Annotated in this window: 14 protein-coding genes; 9 read left to right on the plus strand and 5 right to left on the minus strand. The window is 39.9% G+C overall.

Going from position 1 to position 12,636, the window contains the following annotated elements:
* The first annotated feature begins 15 nt into the window (after window positions 1-15).
* The gene (locus BVC88_RS10350) at window positions 16-774 is read left to right on the plus strand and encodes a hypothetical protein (protein ID WP_075350599.1); all 759 of its coding nucleotides are present in this window, start codon (window positions 16-18) and stop codon (window positions 772-774) included.
* A 184-nt stretch (window positions 775-958) separates the two neighbouring features.
* On the opposite strand, the gene BVC88_RS10355 is transcribed toward BVC88_RS10350, so the two are convergent.
* A complete protein-coding gene (locus BVC88_RS10355) occupies window positions 959-1,441 on the minus strand; it encodes a DUF4293 domain-containing protein (RefSeq protein WP_075350600.1) in 483 nt (160 codons plus the stop codon).
* A 101-nt stretch (window positions 1,442-1,542) separates the two neighbouring features.
* Here BVC88_RS10355 and truA point away from each other — a divergent pair, with 101 nt between their 5' ends.
* The 6 genes from truA to hemE all read left to right on the plus strand — a co-directional run bounded on the left by truA (window position 1,543) and on the right by hemE (window position 7,040).
* Entirely contained in the window at window positions 1,543-2,301 is a 759-nt protein-coding gene (truA, locus tag BVC88_RS10360) for a tRNA pseudouridine(38-40) synthase TruA (RefSeq protein WP_075350601.1), read from the plus strand.
* A gap of 6 nt (window positions 2,302-2,307) precedes the next feature.
* Window positions 2,308-4,080 (plus strand): ABC transporter ATP-binding protein, encoded by a 1,773-nt coding sequence (locus BVC88_RS10365; RefSeq protein ID WP_075350602.1) that lies wholly within the window; start codon window positions 2,308-2,310, stop codon window positions 4,078-4,080.
* A gap of 39 nt (window positions 4,081-4,119) precedes the next feature.
* Window positions 4,120-4,710 (plus strand): hypothetical protein, encoded by a 591-nt coding sequence (locus BVC88_RS10370; RefSeq protein ID WP_075350603.1) that lies wholly within the window; start codon window positions 4,120-4,122, stop codon window positions 4,708-4,710.
* A gap of 2 nt (window positions 4,711-4,712) precedes the next feature.
* Window positions 4,713-5,228, plus strand: a complete 516-nt coding sequence (locus BVC88_RS10375) for a hypothetical protein (RefSeq protein ID WP_075350604.1) — start codon at window positions 4,713-4,715, stop codon at window positions 5,226-5,228.
* Between the two features lie 133 nt (window positions 5,229-5,361).
* A complete protein-coding gene (locus BVC88_RS10380) occupies window positions 5,362-5,886 on the plus strand; it encodes a hypothetical protein (protein WP_075350605.1) in 525 nt (174 codons plus the stop codon).
* Between the two features lie 128 nt (window positions 5,887-6,014).
* The gene (hemE, locus tag BVC88_RS10385; protein ID WP_075350606.1) at window positions 6,015-7,040 is read left to right on the plus strand and encodes a uroporphyrinogen decarboxylase; all 1,026 of its coding nucleotides are present in this window, start codon (window positions 6,015-6,017) and stop codon (window positions 7,038-7,040) included.
* Here hemE and BVC88_RS10390 read toward each other — a convergent pair.
* From BVC88_RS10390 to BVC88_RS10400, 3 genes are read right to left on the minus strand one after another with little or no spacing between them, the layout of a single operon-like run.
* A complete protein-coding gene (locus BVC88_RS10390) occupies window positions 7,037-7,522 on the minus strand; it encodes a nucleoside-triphosphatase (RefSeq protein WP_075350607.1) in 486 nt (161 codons plus the stop codon). The two genes, hemE and BVC88_RS10390, sit on opposite strands and share 4 nt — an antisense overlap.
* A complete protein-coding gene (locus tag BVC88_RS10395) occupies window positions 7,501-8,439 on the minus strand; it encodes a hypothetical protein (RefSeq protein ID WP_075350608.1) in 939 nt (312 codons plus the stop codon). The genes BVC88_RS10390 and BVC88_RS10395 overlap by 22 nt, the downstream gene beginning before the upstream one ends.
* Window positions 8,436-9,242 (minus strand): MOSC domain-containing protein, encoded by an 807-nt coding sequence (locus BVC88_RS10400; protein ID WP_245803627.1) that lies wholly within the window; start codon window positions 9,240-9,242, stop codon window positions 8,436-8,438. Before BVC88_RS10400 ends, BVC88_RS10395 begins: the two co-directional genes overlap by 4 nt.
* Window positions 9,243-9,678: 436 nt before the next feature.
* On the opposite strand from BVC88_RS10400, the gene dnaK reads away from it, so the two are divergent.
* Complete coding sequence (gene dnaK / locus BVC88_RS10410) at window positions 9,679-11,598, plus strand: molecular chaperone DnaK (protein ID WP_075350610.1); 1,920 nt, start codon at window positions 9,679-9,681, stop codon at window positions 11,596-11,598.
* 126 nt (window positions 11,599-11,724) lie between these two features.
* Window positions 11,725-12,099, plus strand: a complete 375-nt coding sequence (locus BVC88_RS10415; protein WP_075350611.1) for a co-chaperone GroES — start codon at window positions 11,725-11,727, stop codon at window positions 12,097-12,099.
* 35 nt (window positions 12,100-12,134) lie between these two features.
* Here the strand turns inward: BVC88_RS10415 and BVC88_RS10420 are convergent, their stop codons facing one another.
* Complete coding sequence (locus BVC88_RS10420) at window positions 12,135-12,497, minus strand: hypothetical protein (RefSeq protein ID WP_075350612.1); 363 nt, start codon at window positions 12,495-12,497, stop codon at window positions 12,135-12,137.
* Between the last annotated feature and the right edge of the window lie 139 nt (window positions 12,498-12,636).

Here is a 12,636-nt window from a genome sequence, read left to right on the forward strand (position 1 = left end):
CTAAAACTCAAGAAAATGAAAAGATTTACGCTTCTCACTGGCATCGCCATGCTTATTTCCTTTAGTAGTATTGCTCAGGAAATTGAAAATAAGCTTCACAGCAACGAATTAGAAAAACTTAATCTTTCATTTCCAATCACTGATACTTTGGTTTTCAACTTCCCAAATGAGGGGAAATTAATTCTTCTCTTCAATAAAGATGAATATGAAATGACAAAACTTGAGGAACGATTTAAAAAGGTATTGAAGGAAACAACAGATTTTCCCGAGTTCAAGACTTTAACTTATCGGATAAGCGAAGAGTATGGTATCACAAAAGAAGATGCTGTTATTCTTGATTTAGAGCGAAACTATTTGCCCCATGTGGATCAACTGGAACTTGGATTAGTCCTTGGGATGGATTATACAGGAGGGGATTTCACTCCTCAATTTGGAGCGAAGGTGATGTTTAACTTTAAGAAATTTGACATTGGTGCTTCCTTTACCAACACGATATATTTCCCTGACCGAATAGAAAAAAACATAAAAGTCAATAGCAATTGGTTCGCAAACACGGAGTTTAGATGGGATCGAAGTGATCCAAAGTCAAATTCTGCAAACACTTTTGGGGTAGGTATTTTGGTTAATTCTAAAAAAAGTCAATTATTTCAAGGAACCACAATGCAGGCGTTCTATAGAAGGAAAATCAGTAAAGATGTTGCTATCCAAGTAGGCATCATTGGGACAGAAAATCTAAAAACCTTTTACCCAACTATAGGGATCAGATTTTGGTAAACGAAAATAGCCGGCTTATCACCGGCTATTTTTCTTTTTAAGCATTGATATATTGATTCTAAAAACTTAGCTCACCATTACCAATCCTAAAATCCTCACTAGTTTCTCTTATCCCTCGTTTCTTAATTCTTGAATCTAGTATCTTAGTTCTAAAGTCTTGATACTTTTCACTAATATATTTCTTCTATCTAATCCGATCTACAGACCTGACTAGCGCCTCATCCTTTCGGATAAATCGGTTAGCTAGCATATTAGAAACCATCGCTACCAGAATCGCCCAAAAACCTATTTGATAAGTACCTGCCTCTTGAGCATTGATAGCTGTGTTTATACCATTGGTAGTCAAGAAAACAGCAACTACCAAACCCACCATCACAAGGCTATTCATCATATTGATCAGCATCTGACGACCTCTATTGGCATATTGGAAAATCGAAATCAAGGCTAAAAGTCCCGCGAAAGCGGCCAGAGTACCGATGTACCATTTGGATGAAGACTGAATCAATTCCCCTGAAGCATCAAAATTACTCAAAGCAAAAGCAGTAAGATTCCAAGAATCTCCAGTTCCGGAATTGGTTTGTAATTGCTCCCAAAGAGGCATTCCGATGGTCACACCCATAGCGATGACTACTAAAAACAAGAATATGGTTTGTACGCGCTGAATCATTGTTGTTTATTTTTTTGGCAAAGAAAAGCGGTTCTTAAATGCTTTCCAAGGAATGGAAGTTTCTTAGCGGAATTGAAGGGGAATAGTATCTTTGCAAACTTATGAGTGGAGTCAAGCGTTTTTTTCTGGAATTGAGCTACAAAGGCACCCCTTTTCATGGTTGGCAAATCCAAGAAAATTCATTTTCAGTACAAGAATCAGTTGAATCAGCACTGAGCACCTATTTTAGAACGCCCGTTACCGTAGTTGGTAGTGGTCGGACTGACACTGGGGTACATGCTAGTATGCAGGTCTGTCATTTTGAAACAGATTTACCGTTTGAAAAGGAAAAGTTCCTCAAAGCAATAAATGGTATTCTCCCAAAGGAAATAGCCATACATTCGATCAGGGAAGTGATACCTACAGCACATGCGAGATTTGATGCCAAAAAGCGATCTTATGTTTATCGGATTATCTTTCGCAAAAACCCATTTCTTGATGAATTAGCCTGGAGGTGCTTTTACAATCCTGATGTGATTCAGATGAATCTAGCAGCAGAAGTCTTGTTGAGACATGAAGATTTCGAGTGTTTTAGTAAGGTGAACACTGCGGTAAAACACTTCCGCTGTCAAATAATGTCTGCCTATTGGGAACAAAAAGACGGCGAATTGTTATTTCATATAACTGCCAATCGATTTCTCAGAGGGATGGTAAGAACAATAGTGGGAACCCTCTTGGAAGTGGGTTACCATCATAGAAAAGCTGATGAAATGGATCAGATTATCCTTTCCAGAGACCGGAAAAAAGCGGGAAAATCGGCACCGGCAAAAGGCTTGTTTTTGAGTCGAGTCGAATATCCTGAAAAAATCTATTTAGACTAAACTATTTTGAGCTTAGAAAAAGAAAAAGAATCCTCCGGAGAAATTGTTGACACCAAAGTCCTCAAGAAGCTTTACAATTTTGTAAAGCCCTATAAGCCACAATTCTACTTTTTGGTGTTTCTGACAATTGCTTTGGCAATATTGGCTCCAACCCGACCCTATTTTATTCAGGTTGCTATAGACGACTATGTCACAGTGGGTGATGGCGCAGGCCTGTTGAAGATTATCTATCTCCTGGTTGTATTGATGATCCTTCAAGCCTTGGTGCAATGGGCTCACACCTACTACTCAGGGTGGATTGGACAAGTGATTATTCGGGATATCAGGGTTCAGCTCTATCAGCATTTGCTCAAGCTCCGCTTGAAATTCTTTGACAACACCCCTATCGGTCGATTAGTAACTCGAAATATTTCAGACATTGAAACTTTAGCAGATGTATTCAGCGAAGGTTTGGCGGCAATCATTGGAGATTTACTTCAGTTGGTCACGATTCTTGCAGTGATGTTTTACATTGATTGGAAATTGACCTTGGTGAGTTTATGTACGCTCCCTTTGATGGTCATTTCAACCTATGTATTCAAGGAGAAAATCAAAGTCACTTTCAATGATGTTCGAAATGCGGTTTCCAACCTCAATTCATTCTTGCAAGAGCATATCACTGGGATGAACATCGTACAGATCTTCAATCGTGAAAAAAGAGAATTTGCGAAGTTTGAAGAAATCAATAAGGAACATGCTCGTGCGCACATTCGATCTGTACTTTACTATTCAATCTATTTCCCAGTTGCGGAGATTATTCAAGCTATTGGAATTGGCCTTGTAGTTTGGTATGGTGCAGTGGGCGTGTTGGGAATGGATTTACAAATCGGAGTTTTGATTTCCTTCATCATGTATCTGCAATTGTTTTTTCGACCCATTCGGATGATTGCTGACCGGTTCAATACGCTTCAAATGGGAGTGGTAAGTTCCTCTAGAATCTTCAAACTACTCGAAAGCAAAGAACATATCGACAATGAGGGAAGCTTTGCCCCTGAAAAGTTGAAAGGGCATATTGAATTGAAGAGTGTTTGGTTTGCATATGTCGATGAGGACTATGTACTCAAAGACATCAATTTTGAGGTTAAGCCAGGACAAACTGTTGCGTTGGTGGGAGCAACAGGTGCGGGAAAATCCTCGATTATAAATTTGATTTCACGGTTTTATGAAATCAGCAAAGGCTCGATCAGTATCGATGGTCATAACATCAGAGATTTTGAACTGGGAATTTTGCGAAAGCATATCGGAGTCGTAATGCAGGATGTTTTTTTATTTTCAAATACGATCTATTATAATATCACACTTGGTAATCCAGAAATCACCAGAGAACAAGTGATGTATGCCGCTGAATTGGTCGGTGCAAAACGATTCATTGAGCGATTGCCGGGAGGTTTGGACTATAATGTAATGGAGCGTGGAGCAACGCTGTCGGTTGGTCAGCGCCAATTGATCTCTTTTGTAAGGGCGATGGTCTATAATCCGGAAATTATCATTTTAGATGAAGCCACCTCCTCTGTGGATACAGAAACGGAAGAACTGATACAAGAGGCAATTGATAAAATGATGAAAGGCAGAACCTCCATTGTGATTGCCCATCGACTATCCACTATTCAAAAAGCAGATAAAATAATTGTGCTCAATAAGGGCGAAATAGTCGAAACGGGTACACATGACTATTTGCTTGACCTCGGCGGCTACTATACCCAATTGCATCAGATGCAACTTAAAACAATGGCGATCTAGCCTGATTTTTGCGACAATTCGGAAAAATATTAATCACTCATGAAGTACAAAATCATTCTAGCAATCTTATTTATTCCTTTTTTCACTTTCGCTCAAGAGCGAAGCATTGGTCTCAGACTTGGTGAGCCGCTTTCGATTACTTACAAAGACTTTATCTCCGATTACATCTCCTATGAGTTTATGCTGGGAAGTGCGGGACTCAACGGGAATAGCTATTACCAGCGTGATTTTGAAAACAACCCACCTAGTAATAATGCCTTTTATGTTGCCCACTCTTCCAAAAAAGGGATTTCTCTCAATGCAAGAATGGCATACAACGAGGATTTTACTGAGACTTTCGGGATCGAGCAAGGCTATCTACTCGCTTATGGAGGCGCTGGGATTCAGTTGCGGACAGCAAATATCACCTATACCTATGCTACAGGGATAGTTAGTCAGCCTGGAGTTCCCTTGCTTGAGGAGCAGCGAACAAACGTTGACTTTGGCCCTGAGGCTTTTATCGGTGCAGAATATTACTTTGATGACCTTCCGATAAATATTTTTGCGGAGGCTGGCTTTTTCTTAGAACTCTTGGATCGAGTGGGTCATGTAAAAGGACAAGGGGCAATTGGAATCAGATATATTTTCTGACAATGAAAAAACGTATTTTATTTGGATTGATTTTTTTGGCCCTAGTAGCAGTGCTTGGATTTTGGGGCTTTGACAGATTGGGAGGGAATAATCCCATCATCATTGAACTAGTTGATTCCAAGCCTGAAAGTCTTGCTGGCAGAACCTTTGAGGGAATTCCTCAGGATGAAAAACTTGCGAATTATTTCGAAGAAATACAGACTCAAAAAGGGCTGAAGCCCGGAACTTATCTTCATACGATTTACGAGGTGGAACCAGCGGGGAAACTAGATACCATGAAGGTTTTCGTCGGAATTAATCAAGCTGTACCCCTGAATGATTTTGAGTTTAAAACTTTTGACACAAATGGCTATCTAGTAGCCAAAATATCCGGGAGTAGATGGGTGATGCCGGGACCGGATGCGATTAAAGAAAAACTTCAAAACTATGCTCAAGAAAATGGGCTGGAGCTAAATGGTATTTTTATTGATAAGATTATATCCGAAAAGGAAGTCCATGTCCTTGCACTTTTGAAGTAATTCTAAGAGCATACCTGAAGTTGATCATTTTTTTAAAACTTGTTTTCCAAACACTTATATGGTGATTAAGCTTTTTTAACGAACAAAATTTTATTCTTTCTCGTGAAAGAAATCGTACCTAACACCAAACACAATGAAAAAGCTAAACTTACTTGCTCTCTCGATCATTATTCTAATCGGCTTTCAAGCATGTGAGGGTCCAGTGGGACCTCCTGGACTTGATGGGCTTGATGGGGTAAATATTGTATCTAAAGTTTTTGAAGTTGAGGTCAATTTCACCCAAGCGAACAATTACATCGAAAAATTAATATTTGAGGAAGCGAACATCGAAAGTGATGTGGTTTTAGCTTTTATCGAGTGGGAAATAGACGGAGGCAAGTCTGTTTGGAGAGCCCTTCCTCAGACCGTTTTCTTCAACGAAGGTGGGGTATTGATCTACAATTATGATTTCACGCTAGATGATTTCAGGTTATTCTTAGACGGTGCTATCAATCCTGCTAATCTTGGGGAAGAATGGAGATTAAATCAATTATTCAGAGTGATTGTCGTTCCAGGCGATTATGCCTCTAGTAGAATCGACTTTACCAACTATGAGGCTGTCACTGCTATGCTCGGCTTAAAAGATGAAGATTTTAAAAGAATTGACTTGAAAAAGTAATATTCAATACAAAGTACATTACCTAAACCAACTGATTACCACAAACAGGAAGGAGAAATCTCCCTCCTGTTTTTTTATGTTCCAATTTTCCAGAGTCCAAATAAAATTTGCTCCTTATCTTTGCACCCATGCAATTACAAAATGACTTGCTGCTAAGAGCCGCAAAGGGAGAGAAAACAGAACGAACACCAGTTTGGTTGATGCGTCAGGCAGGTAGAATTTTACCTGAATATAGAGCTGTCCGGGAAAGCGTAAGTGGATTTATCGAACTCGCACAAACCCCTGAACTTGCTGCCGAGGTAACCATTCAGCCTGTGGATATTTTAGGTGTAGATGCTGCAATTATTTTTTCTGATATTCTCGTAATTCCGGAGGCGATGGGATTACCCTATGAAATGGTGGAGAAAAGAGGCCCTTTTTTTCCAAACACAGTCAGATCAGAGGCAGACCTAAAAAAACTCCGCGTAGCCGATGGGGCAAATGACCTCAGCTATGTGATCAAAGCAATCGAAATAACCAAGAAAAATCTAGCTGGTCGAGTCCCTCTAATCGGGTTTGCAGGTGCTCCTTGGACCATTTTTGCGTATATGGTTGAAGGATCAGGTTCGAAGACTTTCTCTAAAGCAAGAGAGATGCTCTACACCCAACCAAAATTTTCACACCAGTTGCTTCAGATGATTACTGACAGTACTATCAACTATCTGAAAGCACAGATCAACGCAGGAGCTGATTTAGTCCAGATTTTTGACAGCTGGGCAGGAATTTTAGGACCGAAGCAATATGCTGAGTTTTCCTATCCATACATTTCACAGATCTGCAATGCAATCAGCGAAGTACCTAAGACTGTTTTTGCCAAAGGCGCATTTTTTGCCCGAGAAGAAATGGGGATGTTGAATTGTGAGACAATAGGTCTGGATTGGAACATGGGAATAGCTGAATCCAGAAAATTAATTGGAGAAAACAAAACGCTTCAAGGAAACCTCGACCCTGCTGCACTATACGGAAATCCAGATCAAGTAAGGGAAGCAACCATTGATATGATGGACCAATTTAAAGGGACACGTCATATTGCTAATCTTGGACATGGTGTCTATCCAGACATTGATCCTGCGATGGTGAAAGTATTTATTGAGACGGTGAAGAATTATTGCTAATTCAGCTCCGTCTCTTCGGAGTTCATCAACTGCTCAAAATCTATAACAGTTATCGGAAAGCGATCGAGCTGGAAAGTTTCGATCGCCTCTTCTACAATCCCTGATCGGAGAACAATCACTAATTTGCCAGAGTAATTCTGAAGCGTATATCGAAGCAACTCGGCGAAGCCTTCTCCTTTAAATTCTAAGGGCCCGATTTCATCAAAAATCAATTCAGGCGCGTGAAACTGATCACGAACGTGTCGATCCACTCGTTCAAAGGATTGATTTGAAAATGAATATTTTCCCACTTTCAGGTTGCCTCCCAGCTCTTCCATGGGGATCGATATCTGATTTGGAATCAATAAAAAGTTTCTTTTTTCCAGAATAAAAGGACTGAGAAAACCTGCAGATCCACTTTTATGCTTCTGAAGCCAGGTAGTCTTCCCTGCTCTTTTTTCTCCTGTAAGAATGATGATTCTTAGAGACTGATCTGTACCCATGTTTTTACAAAAAAAGGAATTCGTTGGAAGGTCTTTTGCCCTGAAGCAGCTCTCCAGGAGATTTTAAGATTTTTACGCATCTCAGGAAGAATGCCTTCAATCAGATTGATCTCCCGTAGTAGTCCCGATCTCCTATTTCCCAGAAAAGCGAACAGTGCTTTTTTGACCAAAGGTCCTAAAACCAATTGCCAGGCAGTAAGGATAATTGCAGCTCTTAAACTCATTTCTCTAAAAGAAGCTGGAATAAATGGAATAAAATAAATCACCGCCAATAATGCGATGATAGACCACTCGAAATTTATTTTCCGATTCTTTTTGGCAGAGGTAACTATCTGTTCTTCTTCTGAAGTCACGGGTGTTCGCTTAGCGACCAAGGTCACTTTCCCGATCATCCATCCGGCAATAATCCCGGTCACTAGGTAAATCCCAAGGTAGCTCAATACCAAATTTTTGGCACTTAGAATCGTAGACAAAAAAGGGAAGTATTCTACAATAGAGAGCATAAACTCATCCAGTGCATCCCAAAAGCCCATTCCAAAAATAATCGTCAAACTGATAAGCTTCATTGTGGCTGACTGCAGGTATGCAAAAACTGTGACAAGCATTCTTCCAGCTTTCTGAGACCGAACCAATGAAAGAATTATTGCTCCAAAAGTCCCTTGTAATGCAACTGATAAAAATGCTCCAAGTGGTGCATGCGGGCTGAGTAGCATCTTAAATACCAAAACGATTAGCGTGGCATGAATCACTTTTTTTGAACTGCCCGTAGCGGTATAAATCAAGGAAATAAATAGCGCCGAAAAGCATGCGATAAAAACACCTGCAAGCGGAATTCGAAAAGCATGGAGTAATCCACCCAGAAATGTCTCTGTCAATACCCAAAGGGCTATAAGTCGATAATATCGCTTGCTGATCATATTAGTTGAATTGAATCTCCTATGCGTACTTTTCCTTCTTGGAGCGAAAGTGCATTTTGCCCAAAGTATACTTTATTGTTTAATGTGCGGTAGGTAGCAAGAGTCTTAAGTGGTTCTTTACTGCTTACGCCTGATTCTTGATCGACAGTAATCATTACACAACGAGCACAGGGTTTGACTATACAGAAATCTACGTCTCCGATTTTGATATTTTTCCAACAGTCTTCGATAAAGCTTTCTCCACCCGAAAAGACAATATTTGGGCGGAAACGATCCATAGAAACCGGATGAGTCAATTTTGAATTCAAATGATGAAGCGATTCTTGCCCTATAATTAAATAGGGCATACCATCGGCAAAACTTACCGACTCCTCATTGATCGCATATTTTGGACTTACTTTACGCTGTCCTGATTCAGGCATTCGGACCAACTGACACTCTATACCTAAGACTTCAGAGAACCATTGATCAATAGATGGATCTACCAGGTTTGCCTTCAGGCGATCATCCCAAATCTCCACTTCAATCTGTGAATCTAATAGAAGGTCAAATGGAATTTTGAGGGGTTTAGCCTGAGATACAGGATTTGATACCGTGAGATGGTCATCGTGTAAATCGACCTTGATCAACGCCATTTGGGGATGAGTTCGTTGCGTAAGAAATAAACCAGCTCGATCTACCAGCATCCAACATCGGTCGTATTGAAACCCACGCTCCAAAACTTTTGCAGATTCCACTCTAATTCCCCGAAGAGACTTTATTGGGTAGATAAAAATATCCTGGACTCGCAAGGCTGAATTCATGATTCAAAAATAAGTCCTCTCCATCAGAAATTCTGCTTCTTAGCTGAAGAAATTAATTAAAGAATTTTCGAGAGTTTCGACGTAAACCCAAAGCGGATTTAGCAGTTCAAGCTTCCAATCTACTTTGACAAAGGCAATTCCAATGCAAAACACAAGAATCCCGCGCAAGAATTCTTTTCGATTTCTTATATAGAAAAACTTTCTCATTACAGATAAGATGCAGACAATCACTAAATAGTTGCAGGGGAAAAAGAAATCATAAAAACTGCCAAGCAGGAAGGTCTGCCAAATGATTCTTGACATTTTCGGAAGGAAACCAGAAAGTTATTGGCAAGTTTTCTGCCAATCTGACACAATAATCTAAAGATTCCGGGATGGCACATGACTTGAAGAAAGGGAAATGTATTAAATCTGAAACTAAATAAAATTTATAATCATGGGAAAAATTATCGGCATTGACTTGGGTACTACCAACTCCTGCGTAGCTGTAATGGAGGGTAATGAACCTGTAGTAATTCAAAACAGTGAGGGAAGAAGAACCACACCTTCAATCGTGGCTTTTCTTGACAACGGAAATGGAGAGCGAAAAGTAGGAGACCCTGCCAAAAGACAGGCAATCACTAATCCTCAAAATACCATTTCATCCGTAAAAAGATTTATGGGGAAAAAATTCTCTGAAATTACTGAAGAGAAGAAACACGCTTCTTATAAAGTAGAAAAAGGACCTAACGATACCGTAGCAATCAAAATCGGTGATAGATCTTACACTCCACAGGAGCTTTCTGCAATGATTCTTCAGAAAATGAAGACTACTGCTGAGGATTTCTTAGGACAGGCAGTAACCGAAGCGGTAATTACCGTTCCTGCATATTTCAATGACGCTGAGCGTCAAGCAACAAAAGAAGCTGGTCAGATCGCTGGTCTTGAAGTAAAACGTATTATCAATGAGCCTACTGCAGCAGCATTGGCTTATGGAATGGATAAGAAAAATCAGGACATGAAAATTGCAGTGTATGACCTTGGTGGTGGTACATTCGATATTTCAGTTCTTGAACTTGGTGACGGTGTATTCGAAGTGAAATCTACCAACGGTGATGTTCACCTAGGTGGAGATGATTTCGATCAAGTGATCATCAACTGGTTAGCAGACGAATTCAAAGCTGAAGAACAAATCGACTTGAGACAAGATCCGATGGCACTTCAGCGATTAAAAGAGGCGGCTGAGAAAGCAAAAATTGAGCTTTCAAGCTCTGCATCTACTGAAATTAACTTGCCGTATATCACTGCAACTCAGACTGGACCAAAGCACTTGGTGAGAACCTTGAGCCGAGCAAAATTTGAGCAACTTTCTGAGGACTTGGTAAGAAGATCAATGGAGCCTTGTAAGAAAGCCTTGGCAGATGCTGGAATGAAGCCTTCAGATATCGATGAAGTAATCTTGGTTGGAGGATCTACTAGAATTCCAAAAATTCAGGAAGAAGTTGAGAAATTCTTTGGAAAGAAGCCTTCAAAAGGTGTAAACCCAGATGAAGTAGTTGCAATCGGAGCTGCTATCCAAGGTGGTGTATTGACTGGTGAAGTGAAGGATGTCCTACTTTTGGACGTAACTCCGCTCTCACTGGGAATCGAAACAATGGGTGGTGTATTTACCAAATTGATCGAATCCAATACGACTATCCCGACTAAGAAGTCTGAAGTATTCTCCACAGCGGCTGACAATCAGCCAGCGGTAGATATTCACGTGCTTCAAGGTGAGCGGGCAATGGCTAAGGACAACAGAACAATTGGTAGATTCCAAATGGCTGACATTCCACCTGCACAGCGTGGTGTACCTCAGATTGAAGTAACTTTCGATATTGATGCCAACGGTATCCTCAATGTATCTGCAAAAGATAAAGGAACCGGTAAAGAGCAGAAAATCAAGATTGAAGCTTCTTCAGGTCTTTCTAAGGAAGAAATTGAGCGAATGAAAGCTGAAGCAGAGGCAAATGCTGCTACAGATAAAGTTGAAAAAGAAAAAGTTGACAAGCTAAACCAAGCTGATAGCTTAGTATTCCAAACTGAAAAGCAGTTGAAAGAATACGGTGACAAACTTTCTGAAGGCAATAAATCAGCAATCGAATCTGCACTTGCCACTTTGAAGGCTGCTCATCAGGCACAAAATATCGAAGGTATTGATACTGCGATGGATGGACTAAACAAAGCTTGGGAAGCAGCTTCTTCTGAAATGTACAATGCTGCTGGCGCTGAAGGTGCACAAGGTGGACCGGATGTCAATGCAGGAAGCAACGACGGAACTAGCGGAGACGGGGTATCTGATGTTGACTATGAGGAAGTAAGTGAAGACAAAAAGTAAACCATAGCTAAACCAATAAATCGGCATCTGTGAAAATCAGATGCCGCTATTATTTTAAGAGCCAAGAATCCGGATTAAAGAATCATGGTTCTTGGCTCTTCTTGTTGACTTTAGAATTTATATCGAATGCAACTAACAGCCGAAAACAAATTAAAAAAACTCATTATTGTTGGAGATCGAGTCTTGATTCGTTTAAAACGACCTAATGAAAAGACAGGCTCAGGACTTTATCTTCCTCCTGGAATACAGGAAAAAGAGAAAGTCCAACAAGGCTATATCATCAAAGCTGGTCCTGGCTACCCTATTCCAATTCAAACTGAAGATCCTGAACCTTGGATGGATTCTGATGAAAAAGTAAAATATGTTCCGCTCCAAGCAAAAGAAGGAGATTTAGCTATTTTCTTATTATCTGGATCGCACGAAGTTATTTATGAGGGAGAAAAATATTTTATTGTACCCCAACATAGCATTTTGATGCTAGAGCGGGAGCAAGACCTCTAAAACAAAAAAGCTCGTAGACTACGAGCTTTAAATTATTAATGCCACCAAATTTTCCGCCTCTTCATACTCTTTGGCAATTGGTATGCTGCTTTGCTAGTTACTTCTATTCGATTTGATTCCTCCCAAACCTTTCTATTTTTGGCTTGAAGTCCTTTCGGATTATTAATGTTTTTTCGTGTTCTGATTTGAACAGCATTACTTTCCTTGTTCCAAACTTTAAAATTCTTCGAATTGGGGCCCTTAACTAATTGAGGGTTATTATCAAAAACGACACTAAGATTATTTGTAGAGGCCTTTCCTACTTTAGTATTTTTTGCAGCAGGACCTTTTGGGAAATCCTGGGAAAAGGCAGTAGCACAAGTGAGGAAAACAGCTACAAAAAGAGACAAACTTTTCATGACTAGTATATTTGGGTTGTACCAAGATATACTGTCTAATTAAAAAAATGTTCCTGTTCATTCAATCTTTTTTAAAAGATTTCTAATGAAATGAAAAATTATATTCTTTAATTAATTGTATTACAACATATTTTAGACC

Source organism: Algoriphagus marinus (assembly GCF_001936475.1).
In the GTDB taxonomy this organism is placed as follows: domain Bacteria; phylum Bacteroidota; class Bacteroidia; order Cytophagales; family Cyclobacteriaceae; genus Algoriphagus; species Algoriphagus marinus.

What these genes read in the sequence shown, in the direction of transcription:
- BVC88_RS10350 (WP_075350599.1), top strand. Translation starts at nt 16, where the DNA reads ATGAAAAGATTTACGCTTCTCACTGGCATCGCCATGCTTATTTCCTTT.
- BVC88_RS10355 (WP_075350600.1), bottom strand. Translation starts at nt 1,441, where the DNA reads ATGATTCAGCGCGTACAAACCATATTCTTGTTTTTAGTAGTCATCGCT.
- truA (WP_075350601.1), top strand. Translation starts at nt 1,543, where the DNA reads ATGAGTGGAGTCAAGCGTTTTTTTCTGGAATTGAGCTACAAAGGCACC.
- BVC88_RS10370 (WP_075350603.1), top strand. Translation starts at nt 4,120, where the DNA reads ATGAAGTACAAAATCATTCTAGCAATCTTATTTATTCCTTTTTTCACT.
- BVC88_RS10375 (WP_075350604.1), top strand. Translation starts at nt 4,713, where the DNA reads ATGAAAAAACGTATTTTATTTGGATTGATTTTTTTGGCCCTAGTAGCA.
- BVC88_RS10380 (WP_075350605.1), top strand. Translation starts at nt 5,362, where the DNA reads ATGAAAAAGCTAAACTTACTTGCTCTCTCGATCATTATTCTAATCGGC.
- hemE (WP_075350606.1), top strand. Translation starts at nt 6,015, where the DNA reads ATGCAATTACAAAATGACTTGCTGCTAAGAGCCGCAAAGGGAGAGAAA.
- BVC88_RS10390 (WP_075350607.1), bottom strand. Translation starts at nt 7,522, where the DNA reads ATGGGTACAGATCAGTCTCTAAGAATCATCATTCTTACAGGAGAAAAA.
- BVC88_RS10395 (WP_075350608.1), bottom strand. Translation starts at nt 8,439, where the DNA reads ATGATCAGCAAGCGATATTATCGACTTATAGCCCTTTGGGTATTGACA.
- BVC88_RS10400 (WP_245803627.1), bottom strand. Translation starts at nt 9,242, where the DNA reads ATGAATTCAGCCTTGCGAGTCCAGGATATTTTTATCTACCCAATAAAG.
- dnaK (WP_075350610.1), top strand. Translation starts at nt 9,679, where the DNA reads ATGGGAAAAATTATCGGCATTGACTTGGGTACTACCAACTCCTGCGTA.
- BVC88_RS10415 (WP_075350611.1), top strand. Translation starts at nt 11,725, where the DNA reads ATGCAACTAACAGCCGAAAACAAATTAAAAAAACTCATTATTGTTGGA.
- BVC88_RS10420 (WP_075350612.1), bottom strand. Translation starts at nt 12,497, where the DNA reads ATGAAAAGTTTGTCTCTTTTTGTAGCTGTTTTCCTCACTTGTGCTACT.